This is a genomic window from Vicinamibacterales bacterium, from assembly GCA_036504215.1.
GTDB lineage: Bacteria > Acidobacteriota > Vicinamibacteria > Vicinamibacterales > Fen-181 > FEN-299.
This window is the reverse complement of the sequence record DASXVO010000039.1, coordinates 1-15,167: the sequence shown is the minus strand read 5'-3', so window position 1 is coordinate 15,167 and position 15,167 is coordinate 1. Positions and strand designations below refer to the sequence as shown.

Annotated in this window: 12 protein-coding genes; 6 read left to right on the top strand and 6 right to left on the bottom strand. The window is 67.4% G+C overall.

Annotated features, from left to right (window positions below; translation table 11 throughout):
• Positions 1-23: 23 nt before the first annotated feature.
• From uvrA to VGK32_11315, 3 genes are all read right to left on the bottom strand, one after another.
• A complete protein-coding gene (gene uvrA, locus VGK32_11325; protein ID HEY3382352.1) occupies positions 24-3,041 on the bottom strand; it encodes an excinuclease ABC subunit UvrA in 3,018 nt (1,005 codons plus the stop codon).
• 77 nt (positions 3,042-3,118) lie between these two features.
• The gene (locus VGK32_11320; protein ID HEY3382351.1) at positions 3,119-3,574 is read right to left on the bottom strand and encodes a hypothetical protein; all 456 of its coding nucleotides are present in this window, start codon (positions 3,572-3,574) and stop codon (positions 3,119-3,121) included.
• An 88-nt stretch (positions 3,575-3,662) separates the two neighbouring features.
• Complete coding sequence (locus VGK32_11315; GenBank protein HEY3382350.1) at positions 3,663-4,658, bottom strand: D-cysteine desulfhydrase; 996 nt, start codon at positions 4,656-4,658, stop codon at positions 3,663-3,665.
• Between the two features lie 58 nt (positions 4,659-4,716).
• Here VGK32_11315 and VGK32_11310 point away from each other — a divergent pair, with 58 nt between their 5' ends.
• Complete coding sequence (locus VGK32_11310; GenBank protein ID HEY3382349.1) at positions 4,717-5,703, top strand: hypothetical protein; 987 nt, start codon at positions 4,717-4,719, stop codon at positions 5,701-5,703.
• Positions 5,704-5,888: 185 nt separating this feature from the next.
• On the opposite strand, the gene VGK32_11305 is transcribed toward VGK32_11310, so the two are convergent.
• Together VGK32_11305 and VGK32_11300 are read right to left on the bottom strand one after the other, a co-directional pair.
• A complete protein-coding gene (locus VGK32_11305; GenBank protein HEY3382348.1) occupies positions 5,889-7,217 on the bottom strand; it encodes a Xaa-Pro peptidase family protein in 1,329 nt (442 codons plus the stop codon).
• A 107-nt stretch (positions 7,218-7,324) separates the two neighbouring features.
• Entirely contained in the window at positions 7,325-8,917 is a 1,593-nt protein-coding gene (locus VGK32_11300; protein ID HEY3382347.1) for a C69 family dipeptidase, read from the bottom strand.
• Positions 8,918-9,001: 84 nt separating this feature from the next.
• Between VGK32_11300 and VGK32_11295 the strand changes: the two genes are divergently transcribed.
• The 5 genes from VGK32_11295 (at position 9,002) to VGK32_11275 (ending at position 14,506) form a co-directional block, all read left to right on the top strand.
• Entirely contained in the window at positions 9,002-9,835 is an 834-nt protein-coding gene (locus VGK32_11295; GenBank protein ID HEY3382346.1) for a hypothetical protein, read from the top strand.
• Complete coding sequence (locus tag VGK32_11290; GenBank protein ID HEY3382345.1) at positions 9,832-10,782, top strand: DUF4129 domain-containing protein; 951 nt, start codon at positions 9,832-9,834, stop codon at positions 10,780-10,782. The genes VGK32_11295 and VGK32_11290 overlap by 4 nt, the downstream gene beginning before the upstream one ends.
• The gene (locus VGK32_11285; protein ID HEY3382344.1) at positions 10,767-11,942 is read left to right on the top strand and encodes a DUF4350 domain-containing protein; all 1,176 of its coding nucleotides are present in this window, start codon (positions 10,767-10,769) and stop codon (positions 11,940-11,942) included. The genes VGK32_11290 and VGK32_11285 overlap by 16 nt, the downstream gene beginning before the upstream one ends.
• A 237-nt stretch (positions 11,943-12,179) precedes the next feature.
• Positions 12,180-13,127, top strand: coding sequence for a MoxR family ATPase (locus VGK32_11280; protein ID HEY3382343.1), 948 nt, complete (start codon positions 12,180-12,182; stop codon positions 13,125-13,127).
• Positions 13,124-14,506 (top strand): DUF58 domain-containing protein, encoded by a 1,383-nt coding sequence (locus tag VGK32_11275; GenBank protein HEY3382342.1) that lies wholly within the window; start codon positions 13,124-13,126, stop codon positions 14,504-14,506. The genes VGK32_11280 and VGK32_11275 overlap by 4 nt, the downstream gene beginning before the upstream one ends.
• Before the next feature lie 129 nt (positions 14,507-14,635).
• Here VGK32_11275 and VGK32_11270 read toward each other — a convergent pair.
• The coding region (locus tag VGK32_11270; GenBank protein HEY3382341.1) for a stage II sporulation protein M at positions 14,636-15,167 on the bottom strand (532 nt) is incomplete at its 5' end.

Sequence of the window (15,167 nt, the reverse complement as noted above, 5' to 3'; positions counted from 1 at the left end):
GCACCATCCTATCATTCCCGATTTCACTCCCGGCTGAGGAGAGGCCGAAGGTAGCGGCCGGTGTGGGAGGCGTCGATGGCGGCCACTTCCTCCGGCGTGCCGACGGCCACGATCCAGCCGCCGTCCTCGCCGCCCTCGGGCCCAAGGTCGATCACGTGGTCGGCGGTCTTGATGACATCGAGATTGTGCTCGATGACGAGCAACGAGTGGCCCGCCTGCAGCAGCTTGCGGAAGGCGGCGAGCAGCTTCGCGATGTCGTCGAAGTGCAAGCCGGTGGTCGGCTCGTCGAGGATGTAGAGCAGCCGATCGCCCGTGCGCGACGCGAGGTGCGCGGCAATCTTGATGCGCTGGGCCTCTCCGCCCGAGAGCGTCGTCGCGGGCTGGCCGAGTCGCAGGTAGCCGAGGCCAATCTCGTCGAGCACGTGCAGCCGTCGCAGGACCTTTGCCGATCCGGCAAAGAACGTCAGCGCCTCGCGCACCGTCAGGTCCAGCACCTGGTGCACGTTCTTGCCGCGGTAGCGCACGTCGAGTACCTGCGGCTTGAACCGCTTGCCGTCGCACTGCTCGCACGGCACGAACACGTCCGCCAGGAACTGCATCTCGACGCGAATCTGCCCTTCGCCCTCGCAGGTCTCGCAGCGGCCGCCGGGCACGTTGAACGAGAAGTGGCTGGCCGTCAGGCCGCGTGAGCGCGCGTCCTTGGTCGACGCGAACAGCTCGCGGATCGGGTCGAACGCCTTGAGATAGGTCACCGGGTTCGAGCGCGGCGTCCGGCCGATCGGTGCCTGGTCCACCAGCACGACATCGGTGATCGCTTCGGCCCCCGACACTCCGCGATGTGAGCCGACTTTCTTCTCCCAATCACCCTTGAGCCGCTTGATCGCCGGGTAGATGATGTCGTGGACGAGCGTGGACTTCCCGGACCCGCTCACGCCGGTGACGCACGTCAGCGTATTCAGCGGGATCGTCACGTCGATCTTCTTCAGGTTGTGCTCGCTCGCGCCCAGGATTCGCAGCCGCTGTCCCGTCCCGCGACGCCGCTCGTGGGGCAGGGGAATCGACAGCTCGCCCCGCAGGTATCGGGCGGTCAGCGACCGCTGCTCGTGCTGCAGGCCGTCGAACGTCCCCGAGTAGACGACCTTCCCTCCCTGTTCGCCCGCACCCAGCCCGAGATCGACGATGTGATCGGCCACCCGAATCATGTCCGCGTCGTGCTCGACCACCAGCACCGTGTTGCCCTGGTCGCGCAACTGGCGGAGGATCTCGATCAACCGCAGGTTGTCGCGCGGGTGCAGGCCGATCGACGGCTCGTCGAGCACGTAGAGCGTCCCGACCAGCGCCGAGCCAAGGGAGGTCGCGAGGTTGATCCGCTGGGATTCCCCCCCGGACAGCGTCGACGACAGCCGGTCGATCGTCAGGTAGTCCAGGCCCACCTCGCCGAGGAAGGACAGGCGCCGGCGAACCTCGGCCAGCACCTTCTCGGCAATCGTGGCTTCACGCGCGCCGAGTTGCAGCTCACCGAAGAAGCGTTGCGCCTCGCGGACGGTCAGACGGCAGACCTCGTCGATCGTCCGGCCGCCGACGCGGACGTCGCGGGCCTCGCGCCGGAGCCGCGCCCCGCCACAATCGGGACACGTCTGGTAGCCGCGGTAACGGCTCAGAAACACCCGGACGTGCACCTTGTATTTCTTCCGCTCCAGCCACGCGAAGAAGCCGCGGACGCCCTCGTACTCCGCGCCATCACCTTCGACGACGAACCGCTTCTCCTCCGGTGTGAGGTCGGCCCACGGAACGTTGAGGCGCACGTCGTGCTGTCGTGCCGCCCGCTTCAGCTCTGCCAGGCTCGTCCGGTAGTGGGGCTTGCTCCACGGCTCGATGGCGTTGTCCTGGATCGACCGCGTCGGATCCGGCACGACGAGATCCATGTCGAGTTCGATGATGTTGCCGAATCCGTGGCACGTCGGACAGGCGCCGAACGGATTGTTGAACGAGAAGAGGCGTGGCTGCGGGTCCTCGTACGCGATGCCGCACGCGCGGCACTCGAAGCGCTCGGAGAACACGTGCCGCGTGCCGGCGCCCGGCCCGGAGGACGCCTCGCGCCCACCGGTCTCCGGCACCTCGAGTGCGAACGCCGCCCCGCCGCCTTCGCCGTACGCCGTCTCGATCGAATCGGTGAGACGCGTCAGCATGTCGGGCTGGATCCGCAACCGATCGACGACGACGTGCAGGGTCGACCGGTCCTCGAGCAGCGCCACCTCCACATCGTCGAACGACACCGCGGCGCGTCCGCCAATCAGCAGTCGGCCGAACCCCCGGCGGCGCAGGGCCTCGAGTGTTGCCGTCACCGGGTCCGCGCTCTGGCCGTTCGTGCCGTTGCCGTTGGCCCCGTGCCCATTCCCGCCGCCATCCCCGCTGCCGTCTCGGTCGGCCTGGTCGTGCCCGCCGCGACCGTTCAGGAGGTCCGCGTCGGCAGCGGCGGCCTCCGCGACCTCGTCGGAGGTCTCGGGCGTGTCTGGGCCTTCCGCGGGTCCGGCCTTCGGGGCGGCCACGACCGGCATCTCGAACCCGATGATGAGCCGGGTCCCCTCGGGAAGCGTCGCCAGGCGCCGGGCGACCACCTCGGGGCTCTCGCGAATGACCTCCTGCCCGCAGTTCCGGCAGAACGTCCGGCCGACCCGCGAATAGAGGAGGCGCAGATAGTCGTGGATTTCGGTCGTCGTGCCGACGGTCGAGCGCGGGTTGCGGATGCTGTTCTTCTGCCGGATGGCAATCGCGGGCGAGACGCCGTCGATCTGGTCAACGTCCGGCTTCTCCATCCGTTCGAGGAACTGCCGGGCGTACGCCGACAGCGACTCGACGTAGCGCCGCTGACCTTCGGCGTAGATCGTGTCGAAGGCGAGCGAGGATTTCCCTGACCCGCTGACGCCGGTGATGATCACCAGCGCGTTGGTCGGAAGGGTGAGATCGATGTTCTTGAGATTGTGCGTGCGGGCGCCGCGGATGACGAGTTCCGCGCTGGCGCCGGCGGTAGTCTCAGACATGAGAACAGGGTCCACTGGCGGCAATCTCGTGGCTGCCGCAACAGACCATGGTACTGCAGCCAAGGACCCCGTTCAACCTACTTGGTCTTCCTCTTCGCGCCCCAGTTCGCCACCATCTGGCCGCCGCCGTAGCTGAGCGACCCGTTGAGCGTGTCGTCCTTGAGCGTTCCGGCCATCGTCACGGGCTGGCCGTCAACGTAGATGAAGCTGATGGTCAGCTTCCCGTCGGCCCAGGTGCCTTCCTTGATGGGGGTCACGCCCTGGTTGCTGCCGACCTCACCGGTGAGCTTGTCCTTGTCGAGTTTCAGCGCCAGGCTGAATCCCATGGCTCCGTCCGGCATGTCCACCAGACCATCCCAGTCGCCCGAGATCGGATCCGCCGGAGCAGCCTTGTCCTTTTCCTTGTCGGGCGGCGCCTGTTGCCCCTGCTGCGCCTGTTGCCCCTGTTGTGCCTGTGCAAAGGCCGCGGTGGACACGCCGAACGCCACCGCCGCGGCGACGACGAACGCAAACGCTGTCAGACCACTGCGCATGGAGCCTCCGATCGTCACGGGCGGGTCCGACTCGCATCGCCGAAGCCGTTCGGCGAAGGCGTGAGACCCGCCCCCACACCGCCTGCTGCTACACCAGCACCGACTGATACGCATACAGCGCCGGCGACCCGCCGGTGTGCACGAACAGCACGTTCTCGCCCGCCTTGAACGTCCCCCGCCGGATGAGACCGATCAAGCCGGCCATCGTCTTGCCGGTGTAGACCGGGTCCAGCAGGATCCCCTCGACCTGCGCCACCATGCGCACGGCCTCCACCATCTCGGGCGTCGGCAGCGAGTAGCCTGGACCAACCCAGTCTCCAAGCGCGGTCACCGCCTCGCGAGGAATGCCGCCCGGAATCCCCAGCTTGGCAGCGACTTCCTGCGCGAGCTTGTGGACGTTTGGCTCCTGCTCTTCGCGCGTCCGGCGGACGTTGATGCCCGTCAATGGAATGTGGCTGTTGTTGCCGACCAAGCCCGCCAGCAGTCCTGCGTGGGTGCCGGTGCTCCCGCTCGCGCACACGATGTGATCGAGTCGCAGCCCGAGTTCGAAGGTCTGGGCGAGAATCTCCTCGGCGCACGCCACGTAGCCGAGCGCCCCAATCGGGTTCGATCCGCCGCCGGGAATGATGTAGGCCTTGCGCCCGAGCGCCGACACCTCGGCGGCCACCTTCTGCATCTCAGCCGCGAGGTCCACGCCGGACTTGACGACGGTGATGGCTTCGACGCCGAGCAGCCTGAACAGGAAGTTGTTGCCGGTCGCGTCCGGGGTGTAGCTGTTCGCCACGCGCTCTTCGAGAACCAGCCGGCACTTCAGGCCTTCCTTGACCGCGGCCGCCAGGGTCAGCCGACAGTGGTTCGACTGGACGGCGCCGCAGGTCACGAGCGTGTCGGCGCCATGCGCGAGCGCGTCGGCTACCAGGAATTCGAGCTTGCGCGTCTTGTTGCCGCCGCCGGCGAGGCCGAGCAGGTCGTCTCGCTTGATATAGAGGTTTGGACCGCCGAGCCGCTGCGAAAGACGCTCCATCTGCTCGAGCGGTGTCCAACCCTGGGTATAACGTCGCCTGGGAAATCGTGCAAGGTGCATGGATGTATGACTCCTCGAGGGCCGTTACAGGCTACCACGTGGCGTGTAGAATCTGAATATGACCAGTCCCCTGACGCTCGCCCGCGTGTGGCGCATTCTCAAGGAAGTGGACCTCGATGCGATCCGCCGCGAAGCGGACCGGCAGGTCCGACTGCTCATCGTCGGCGAAACGACGGCGGAAGCCGACATGTTCGCGGTCCTGCTGGCCGAGGGCCTGACCGAAGCGATCATGTGGCTCACCGCCATCGATGCCTCGCTGGCCGGTCCGCCCGGAGGGCAACGGGAAGCTCCGGTCGTCGACGGCCCCGACATCGTCTTCATCCTGGCGCGGGGCACGGGCATGTCGGCGGAATTGCGGACCGCGCGCGAGATGTGGCTGAAGCGGGGCGTGAGGCTCGTGACGGTCGCCGTTGGCACGGACGAGCGTCCTGGCAAGGTGCACACCCAGGGCAGCGCCGCGCGTGTGGCGGTGGACCGCCTCGACGCCCAGGGGGTGGGACATGCGGTGGACGCCCTCCTCACCGTCGTCGAACCCGAGCGGCGCCTGGCGCTCGCGCGCGAGTTCCCGCTGCTGCGGCGGAAGATTGTCGACGCGCTGATCGACGAAACGGCCCGCACCAATGCCGGCTACGCGTTCAGCACCGGCCTGGCCGAGGTGGTCCCGCTGCTCAACATCCCGCTCAACATCGGCGACGTGATCGTGCTGACCAAGAACCAGTTGATGATGAGCTACCGCATCGCACTGGCTTCGGGCAAACGGGGCCAAGCGCGGGATCTCATCGGCGAGATCATCGGGGTGCTCGGCGGCGGCCTGCTCTTCCGGCAGATCGCGCGGCAGTTGGTCGGTCTGCTTCCAGTGATCGGCATCGTGCCGAAGGTGGCCGTCGCGTACGGTGGCACGTGGGCCATCGGGCGCGCGGTGCTGCTGTGGGCGACGCAGGGTGACAAGCTCACCACGGCGCGGCTCCGTGAACTCTCGCGCGAGGGCCTGACCCGCGGCCGCGCAGTCGCGCGCAGGATGAAGCGGTCGGACGACTATTTCTAGACCCGCCGCTTCGGCGTGACAAGGCTGCGGGGCCGGCCAGCGAAGCGTCGCCTCACACCGCCGAACTCGCTTCGCCCACGTGGTTTCTGGACGACGCCTCCGGCGTCGTCATCGACATCTTCAAGGGGCGGAAGCGAGGCGCGAGACCGTGCTTCATTCGTCACGCTCTGACACCTGGAAGATGTCTAGTGTCGCGTCACCCCAGGCTTTCCACTCCTCACCAGCTTTTCGATCTCCGCAATCTCCTTTGGCGCACCGGCCGTCAGCACCTCGCACCCGGTGTCGGTGACCAGGACGTCGTCCTCGATGCGGATACCGAGGTTCTTTTCCGGGATGTAGATTCCGGGCTCGATCGTGAACATCGTGCCCGGCACGATCGGCTTGTCGTTGCTGAAGCCAGGTCGCGTCGTCCGATCGGGCACCAGGCCCGACCCATGGGGCAACCGCTCCGACCCGCCGTTCAGCGTGTGGTTGGTGCCGTGAATCAGGTATTTCCCGTAGCCGGCCTTGTCGATCACGTCGTAGGCGACCCGGTGCACGTCGGCCAGGGTCATGCCCGGCTTCACGGCCGCAATCGCCTTCTTGTTCGCCTCGAGGACGATGTCGTAAATCTTCCGCTGCTCTGGCGTGAACGTGCCAGACACCGGGATCGTCCTCGTCAGGTCGGTCTCGGTGTGCTTGTAGACCGTGCCGATGTCGATCAGGAGCAACTCGTCCTGCCTCATCTGCCGATCGTTCGACATGTGGTGCAGGATGCACGAGTTCGGACCGGATCCGATGATGAGAAACGCCGGTCGCGAAGAGCCGCGCGCGCGGAAGATGTGGTTGATGCCCGCCTCGATCTCGTATTCGAACATGCCGGGCGCCGCCCGCTTCGCCGCGTCGATGAACGCGTCAGCGGTGATCGCCTCGGCTCTTCTCATCACCGTGATCTCGGCGGCCGACTTTGCCCAGCGCATGTCGGTGATGAGCGGCGCGAGGTTCTTGATCCGGACCTCGGGCAGCATGCGGCGCACCGACTCCACGAATTTCAGATCGGCCGCCAGCTCGCCGTCTCCCGCCGGAGCGCTTCGATAGGGAATGTAGATGGTGTCGGCAATCAGGGCGAGCTTCGCGACATCCGCGAGCAGGCGTGAGACCGGGGCCGTGTTGTCGATGCCGGTCTGCGCCTTGATGTCGTCCCCCACCGACGTGAGCGTGTCGTTCCACACGCCGGCGCGCGGCGAACGCGCCGGCAGGTAGGCGGTGGTCTTCCAGGCTTCGGGATTCGGGGCCCGGCGCGCGGCCCCGGGCGGCACGAGGATGAGGCCGACCTCGCGACCCTCGATGCCGCTCAGATACCACACGTCGGCATTCGAAGGCGGGACGACGGCCACCGCGTCGCCTATCTGCGATATGAGCTTGTCGCGGCGAGCGGTGAAATCGGCCGCCGAGAACCCGGCCTCCTGCGCGACGGCCGGGCCTGACAACACCACGACCAGACCGATCGCCACCAGCCACGTCATCCCGCGCATGTGGATCTCCCCTTGCGAATGACACAGAGCACGCAGAGCCCTGTCCGCGCGGTCGGCCGGCAGCCGCAAAGGACAGGGGGAATCGAGCCTCAGTGTCGAAACCGTGATCAGTGGAAGTAGTTCGTGTACTTCGTCCAGAGATCGTCCGCCAGCTTCCAGTAGGCGTTCACCGCGTTGTTGGCGATGTCGTGCGAGTACTTCGTGAGGTACTCGCGCCCCTTCTGCGGATCCTGCTTCAACAGACGCACGGCCTCTTCCTCGACCTTGACCTGATCCGCGAACGCCTTCGTCTCGATCGGCTCCCAGACCTGCTGGACGTCCTTGACCATATCCTGCCAGCGCAGCGTCGCCAGTTGGCTCACCTGGCGATAGGCCCACCAGGCCGAGTCTCGGCGGAAGCGCTCGCGCCCATCGACCATGTAGGACGCCGGCATCTGCGCAATCCCGATGTAGAACGGCGTATGCGGCGTCGTCATCGGATTGTCGTAGCCCAGCCACACCACGCCGCCGACCGGATTCGGCAGCCAGTCGCGCGACTGCGTGATCTGCAGATAGGTCGCGCGCTTGCACGCGATCGTCCGCTCGGAGGTGATGTTGAAGATCTCGAGATAGTCGTTGCTCATGAAGGGATTGGCGACTGGGTTCTTCCCGACCTTCCCGTCCTTCGACACCTTGATGAGCGATCGCGTCATGTCGAATGGCGTGTCCTGGTAGGTGTCCCGGAAGATGTCGAGGACGTCCTTCACCGACAGCTTCTTCTCGGCCTTGACCGACAGCGGGTAGTTCTCCGAGTTCGGATCGAGTTTCAGCGACGGAGCAATCCGGCTGAGCGCGCGCCACTCGCGCCGGCGGCTCCCCATCGCCGTCCGCGCCCCGTAGACCGTGCAGAACTCGAACGCGTCGCCGCTCTTCGGGCTCCAGAAACCCAACTCCTCGGCAACCGTGAGGATGTTGTCCGAGGCCAGGTAGTGGTCCTTGTCGTTCAGGTCGAGCTTGCGGATTCGTGGCGCGTTGGCCGACACGAACACGTGATCGTCAGGGATCCGAACGGCCGCCCACACCGCGCCCACTTTGCCCGGGCCCGGCCCGACGATCTCGAAGATCCAGACTTCTTTGGTATCGGCGAATGTGAAGGCCTCCCCGTAGTCGTTGTAGCCGTACTTCCTCGTCAGCTCGTCGGCGATCCGGATCGCCTCGCGCGCAGTCTTCGCCCGCTCCAGCACGAGTCGATACAACTCCGGGCAGTCGATGATCCCCTTGTCGCTGACCATCTGCCGCTTCCCGCCGAACGTCGTCTCGCCGATGGCGAGTTGGTGCTCGTTCATGATCGGGTAGGCGGAGTTCAAGTACGCGTACGTCTCCGGCACCTGTGGGATCTCCCCCGTCTCGACGCGATCCGGCTCGTCCGGCCCCTTCGTGCGCTTGGGCTCGTAGTACACCTTCGCCATCTCACCGGGCTTGTGCTTCTGGTTCGGGACAATGTTCATCCAGGTGCGGTCGGTCGTGCTGTCGCACGAGTGCGAGGTCATCGTCGCCCCGTCAACCGACGCCGCCTTCCCGACCAGTACGCTCGTGCAACTCTCGCAGGTGGGACAGGTGAGAACACTCTGGTCCTGCTGCCTGGCCGCCGTCCCCGGCATGACGACCAGGCCGGCCGCCGCCACTACGATGAAGGCCAGTGACACACGCTGATGACGCATGGAAACTCCTTGCGGAATCGGTCGAACCGTCGCAGTCGCCGCAGAGGATAGCACACCCTATTCTCTGTGCTACTATCCGCCCCAATGCCCACACCCGCCCTCCGCCCGCTCAGCACCGGCGAACTCCTCGACCGGACGTTCCTGCTCTACCGCAGCCACTTCCCGCTGTTTGTCGGCATCATTGCGGTCACGCACCTCGTCATCCTTGCGGTGCAGCTCGTCGGCATCGCGATCCTGCCCAAGCCGGCCGGTCCCCTGGACCTCGGCGCCACCCTGCTGTGGCTGCCGGTGACTCTCCTGACCATGCTGGCCGTCACCGCGGCATCGCAGGGAGCGACCGTCGTGGCCGTCTCGCACGTCTACCTCGATCGCCCGGTCACGGTCGTGGACGCGCTGTCGCACATCCGCGGGCGCATCGTGTCGCTGGCCATCACGATGATCGTGATCGGCCTGGGCGTCGCCCTCGGCCTGATCCTGCTCATCGTCCCCGGCATCATCCTGTCGCTGATGTGGGCCGTGGCCATCCCCGTCGCGGTCCTCGAGGAGCGCAGCATGCTCGATGCCGCCAGCCGAAGCGCGGATCTGACAAAAGGCGACCGCGGCCGCGTGGCGGTCATCTACGTCCTCTTCGTGGTGCTCGTCTGGATCGTCTCGATGGTCGTCAACGTGCCGATCGGCATCATCGGATTCCTCTACTCGGGCGGCGATATGACGGCCGTGAACGCGTGGGTGCAGGTGGCGTCGGCCGTCGGGTCGTTCCTCACGCAGTGCCTGGTCGGACCGCTCATGACGATCGCGTTCTCGCTGCTGTACTACGACGAACGCGTCCGGAAAGAAGCGTTCGACCTCGAGTTGATGATGTCAGCCATCGACGGCCGGCCAGCCGACGGCGCGCCGGCACCGTTCACGGGCGCATGAACGCCACCCTGAGCGCCTGCCCGCTCGTCGTCTTGCTGCTGTTACCCGTCGGCGCCCAGGGCGCCGGAGCACCCCTGTCGCCAGCCGCCTACCGCGCCGAACTCGATCGCGTGCTGGCGGCGTGTGACCGGGTCGAACAGCGCCCATCCGAGGTGCCCGCGATCGTCGCCAGCCTCCCGGACACCTGGCAGATCCGCGATGGCTCGACGGTGTTCGAGATCTCGACCGCCTCGCTGCGTCGCGACCTTCGCGAGCTGCAGCAGCGGCCCGGCGCTCGGCGGGTCCTGGCGATCCGGGAGCGGATGCTCCGTTTGCGTGACGAACTCGATGCCTACCAGGCGGCGCCCGCCGACGCTCGGCCGGTCCGCGCGCGGCTCGAGCAGATCCTCTCGCGGCCGGAGTTCGCGGGGATCCACGGCCCCACGTGGATCGAGCGCCTCAAGCAGGCGGCCCTCGGCTTGGTCGTCGGCCTGCTGGAACGGATGATGGGATCGTCCGCGATCCCGACGATCGGACGCGTCGTCGTCTACGGACTGGCCGTCGTCGCCGTGATCGTCATGGCGGTCTGGGTCTACCGAGGCTTCCGGCGGGCGGCCCGCGTCGAGTCGATCCTGCCGGAGGCGCTCCCCGTCTCTGCCAGGGGGTGGAGTCTCTGGCTGGCCGACGCCAGGGCTGCCGCCGATGAGGGCCGCTGGCGTGACGCCGTTCGCCTGGCGTACTGGGCGGGCATCTCGTTCCTCGAATCGACGCGCGTCTGGCCGCCGGACCGGGCGCGCACGCCGCGCGAATACCTGCGCCTCCTTCCCGTCGACCACGAGCATCGGCCCGCGCTCTCGGCGCTCACCCGCACGTTCGAGCTAGCCTGGTATGCACGGCAGGCCGCGGACGGCGGGACGTTCGAACGCGCCATCTCGAGTCTGGAGAAGCTCGGATGTCGACCGCGCTGAATCGCAGCGACCGCCGGACGCTGCTGATGGTCGGCCTGGTGTTCCTGGCCCTCGTCATGGGCGCCATCTTCCTCACGCCCGGCCAGGGCGTGAAGAGCGAGGTGCCGACGACGTATTCCACGGCATCGGCGGGTGCCAGGGCTGCATACCTCCTGCTGCAGGACATGGGCTACCGCGTCACGCGGTGGGAGCGCGAGTTGCGGCAACTGCCCGATCCGAGCAGGACGACGCTCGTGCTCGCGGAGCCGACGGGCGCACCGACCGAGCGGGATACCGCCCGACTTCGTCTCTTCGTCGAGTCAGGGGGGCGCGTGGTGGCCACCGGCCCGATGGCCGGAGCCTTCCTGCCCGAGGCGTCCATCGTGCCGCGCCCGTGGGTGCTCACGTGGGAGAAGGCCACGGCCGTGTCACCAGCCGGCCCGACACGCGCGGCCCGCGAGATTACGCTCGTCGCCCGCGCCTACTGGGCCGAGCAGACGTCGGCGACACCGCTCTACACCGCGGAACGGCGAATCGTGGCCGTGCGATACGGCATGGGGAAGGGCGAGATCATCTGGTGGGCGTCGGCCACGCCACTCACCAACGCGGGCCTCCGCGAGACCGCGAACCTCGAGTTCTTCCTGGCGTGCCTCGGCGAGCGCGAGGGCCGGCAGATCCTGTGGGACGAGTACTTCCACGGCTACCAGGAATCGACCGGCCGGTCGGCCGTTCGAACGCCGCTCGTCTGGCTCGGCGCGCAGGGCGCGATCCTGGCGCTGGCGGTGCTCGTGACCTTCGCCAGGCGCAGCGGTCCCGTGCTGGCGCCACTCGCCGACGTGCGGCTGTCGCCGCTCGAGTTCGTGCAGACGCTCGGGGGGCTGTACCAGCACGCCAACGCGGCCTCGGTGGCAGTGGACATCTGCCACCAGCGCTTTCGCTATCAGCTGTGCCGGCGGCTCGGGATGGCCATCAACACACCCGTCGAAGATCTGGAACGCGCGCTTCGCGAACGCTGGCACGTCGAGGACGACTCGTTCGCTCCGACGCTCCGCCGTTGCCAAGCGGCGCGCGACAACCCGAACCTCGGCGCAAAAGAGGCGCTGCGGATGGTGCAGGCGCTCTATCGGCTGGCCGGAGGGACTCAGGCTGCACGGAGGGCGGGGGGGGGGGACAGGTGCTGAAGGTGCTACAGGTGCTGATCGTGCCGCAGGTGCGGTGCTGAAGGTGCTACAAGTGCTGCTGGTGCTGCGGGTGCTGCAGGTGCTGCTGGTGCTGCTGGTGCTGCTGGTGCTGCAGGTGCGGTGCTGCCGGCTGCGCACCTGCAGCACCCGCAGCACCCCCGGCACCCCCAGCACCAGCACCCGTAGCACCCGCAGCACCTCCAGCACCTTCAGCACCAACATCGTAAGGGAGTATTCATGTCTTCCGTTTCCGTCCTCGTTGACCATGTGCGGGCCCAGATGTCTCGCGTCGTTGTCGGGCAGGAGCAGTTGTGCGACCAGTGCCTCGTGGCGTTGCTCTGCCAGGGACATGCGCTGGTCGAAGGGGTGCCTGGCATCGCGAAGACGCTGGCGGTCAAGACGCTGTCGCGCCTGCTGAAGCTGGAATTCCAGCGCATCCAGTGCACGTCCGACCTGATGCCGGCCGATATCGTCGGCACCAACGTCCTGAACCTGGCCACCAGCACGTTTCAGCTCCATCAGGGACCGGTCTTCACCGACCTGCTGCTCGTGGACGAGGTGAACCGGATGCCGCCCCGTACGCAGGCGGCGCTGCTCGAGTGCATGGAAGAGCGGCAGGTGACGATCGACGGCACGCGCTACCCGCTCGGTGCGGCGTTCACCGTGTTTGCGACACAGAATCCCGTGGAGTTCGAGGGCACCTACCCGCTGCCGGAAGCGCAGCTCGATCGCTTCCTGCTGAAGATCCGTGTGCCGTATCCCGAGGCGACCGCGGAGGTCCAGTTGCTGGCCAACGTGCAGGCCGGGTTCGATTCGCGCCTGCTCGATCAGATGTCGCTCTCGGCCGTCGAGCCGGCGCTTCTCGCGGAGGCCCGGAAGGAGGTTCACGCTGTCACGGTGGAGGAAGCGCTCTTCACCTACCTCGTGCAAATCGTCCGGCGCACGCGCGACTGGCCCTCGCTGTCGCTCGGCGCGAGCCCCCGCGCCGCCGTCAGCCTGATGGCGGTATCGAAGGCGATCGCGGCGATGGACGGCCGTGACTACCTGATCCCCGATGACGTGAAGTCGGCGGCGGGGCCCGTGCTGAGACACCGCATCGTGCTCAAGCCCGAGGCCGACCTCGAGGGTCTCACGCCGGACCAGGTGCTGCAGGACGTGATCCGCGCGGTCGAGGTCCCGCGGTGAACGCCGCGTCCGACCGGCTGATCGCGCCGGCGGTGGAGGCGGAGGCGCGGCCACACACGTGGTGTGGGGTGGCGTTCGGCCGCCGCGTGCTCCTGCTGCTCGGCGCCGGTCTGTTCTGGTCGCTGCCCGCGTTTTTCGACCTGCGTCTGATCTGGGCGATGCTCGCATGGGACGCCCTGGTCCTGTTGGCGTGGGCGATCGACCTCGCGCAGGTCTTCCGTGCCCGCCCGTTGGTCGTCGAACGGCGCTGGATCGCCCCGGCTGCGCTGTCCGTCGAGTCGTTTGTCACACTGGTGCTGCGCAACGGATCCGCCACGCTCGTCCATGTCGGGATCGTCGACGCCGTGCCGAGCATGCTGCGCGGAGCGCCGCCGCTCGTCACGATGACCGTGAGGCCGCGGGGCCAGGCGTCGGCGTCGTACTCGATCCGGCCGACCGCGCGCGGTGACGTTCCGATCGGGGATGCGTTCCTGCGCTGCCAGGGCCCGCTCCGACTCGCCGAACGCTGGCTGCGTGCGGCGTTGCCGCAGATGGTCAGGGTCTATCCGAATCTCGAAGAGGCGAAGCGGCAGTCGGTCTATCTCGTGAGAAGCCGGCAGATCGCGCTCGAGAAGCGCCACATGCGGGTGCGCGGGGCCGGCCGCGAGTTCGAGAGCCTGCGCGAGTACCGCGAGGGAGACGAGTTCCGCGACATCTGCTGGACCGCGGCGGCGCGGCGCGGCAAGCTCGTGACGCGAACCTACCAGGTCGAGCGCAGCCAGACCGTCTGGCTGGTCATCGACACCGGCCGCCTGATGCGCGCCCGCGTCGGCCATCTCACCAAGCTCGACTACGCCGTCAACGCCGCGCTGGGCCTGTCGCAGGTCGCGTTGGCGTCTGGCGATCGCGTCGGGCTGCTCGCCTACGGCCGCGAAATCCGCAATCGGATACCCGCCGCGCGCGGCAGCGCACATCTGCGCAATCTGATGGCGGAACTGGCCACCGTGCGGGAGGAAACCGGCGAGGCCGATCATCTGCAGGCCGCCGGACGCCTGCTCAGCGACCAGAAGCGGCGCAGCCTAATCGTCTGGCTGACCGACCTGGCCGAAACGGCCATGACGCCGGAAGTCATCGACGCGGCTTCGGGCATGATGCCTCGACATCTCGTCCTCTTCGTCGTCATCGGCCAGCCCGACATGCGAGAGCTCGCCGCGCGCAATCCGGAGAACGAGACGGCGATGTTCCAGGCGGCCGCCGCGCAGGAAGTGCTGCAGCGCCGCGACCTGCTCCTGGCGCGCCTCCGCGACCGGGGCCTTCTGGCGCTCGAAGCCGACTCCGCCACCCTGTCGCCCACGCTGGTGAATTCCTACCTGTCGGTGAAGGCACGCAACCAGCTGTAGGGAGAACTGCACAGACCTCGCAGAGGACGCAGGGACGGATCCGTTGCAGCGACCTCGACACCAAGGCACTCGGACAAGCGACAACCGGACATGGATCCGTCCGACTCTGCGCGCTCCGCGAGTTCTTTGTCAGCTCCGTGATTCGAGCGGACGGAACAGGTAGAACACCAGAAGGACGAACAGCGCGGCGGCCATTCGGAACTTGAGCGACGGCGCGAGGGCGGTCGGCGAGATGAAGGCCTCGATGATGCCGGCGAGGATCAGGATTGGCACGACGCCGACCAGCAGCCGCACGGCTTCGGTGCCGGCCGAGGCCAGCGAGTCGCGACGCGGCAACGTGCCCGGGAACAGCAGGCCGAGGCCGACCCGCAGCCCCGCACCGCCGGCGATGAAGATCGCCGGGAGTTCGAGGACGCCGTGCGGCGCCACGAAGCTCCAGAGCGCCACGCTCATCCCCGCCAGCCAGCACGCCATCCCGATGACGCCAATCATCACGCCGTTCAGCACCATCATGTAGATCGTGCCGAGACCGCCGGTGATCCCGAGGGCGAATGTCGTGAACGCCACGCTCATGTTGTTCGTCATGATGGCGCTCGACGCCAGGGGCTTCACGGCCAGGATCGAATGCGTCCACATCTCGCGTCGCTGGATCGTCTCCACG

Bases quoted from the DNA above. Each gene is read 5' to 3' on its own strand.
- uvrA (HEY3382352.1), bottom strand. From the start codon at position 3,041: ATGTCTGAGACTACCGCCGGCGCCAGCGCGGAACTCGTCATCCGCGGC.
- VGK32_11320 (HEY3382351.1), bottom strand. From the start codon at position 3,574: ATGCGCAGTGGTCTGACAGCGTTTGCGTTCGTCGTCGCCGCGGCGGTG.
- VGK32_11315 (HEY3382350.1), bottom strand. From the start codon at position 4,658: ATGCACCTTGCACGATTTCCCAGGCGACGTTATACCCAGGGTTGGACA.
- VGK32_11310 (HEY3382349.1), top strand. From the start codon at position 4,717: ATGACCAGTCCCCTGACGCTCGCCCGCGTGTGGCGCATTCTCAAGGAA.
- VGK32_11305 (HEY3382348.1), bottom strand. From the start codon at position 7,217: ATGCGCGGGATGACGTGGCTGGTGGCGATCGGTCTGGTCGTGGTGTTG.
- VGK32_11300 (HEY3382347.1), bottom strand. From the start codon at position 8,917: ATGCGTCATCAGCGTGTGTCACTGGCCTTCATCGTAGTGGCGGCGGCC.
- VGK32_11295 (HEY3382346.1), top strand. From the start codon at position 9,002: ATGCCCACACCCGCCCTCCGCCCGCTCAGCACCGGCGAACTCCTCGAC.
- VGK32_11290 (HEY3382345.1), top strand. From the start codon at position 9,832: ATGAACGCCACCCTGAGCGCCTGCCCGCTCGTCGTCTTGCTGCTGTTA.
- VGK32_11285 (HEY3382344.1), top strand. From the start codon at position 10,767: ATGTCGACCGCGCTGAATCGCAGCGACCGCCGGACGCTGCTGATGGTC.
- VGK32_11280 (HEY3382343.1), top strand. From the start codon at position 12,180: ATGTCTTCCGTTTCCGTCCTCGTTGACCATGTGCGGGCCCAGATGTCT.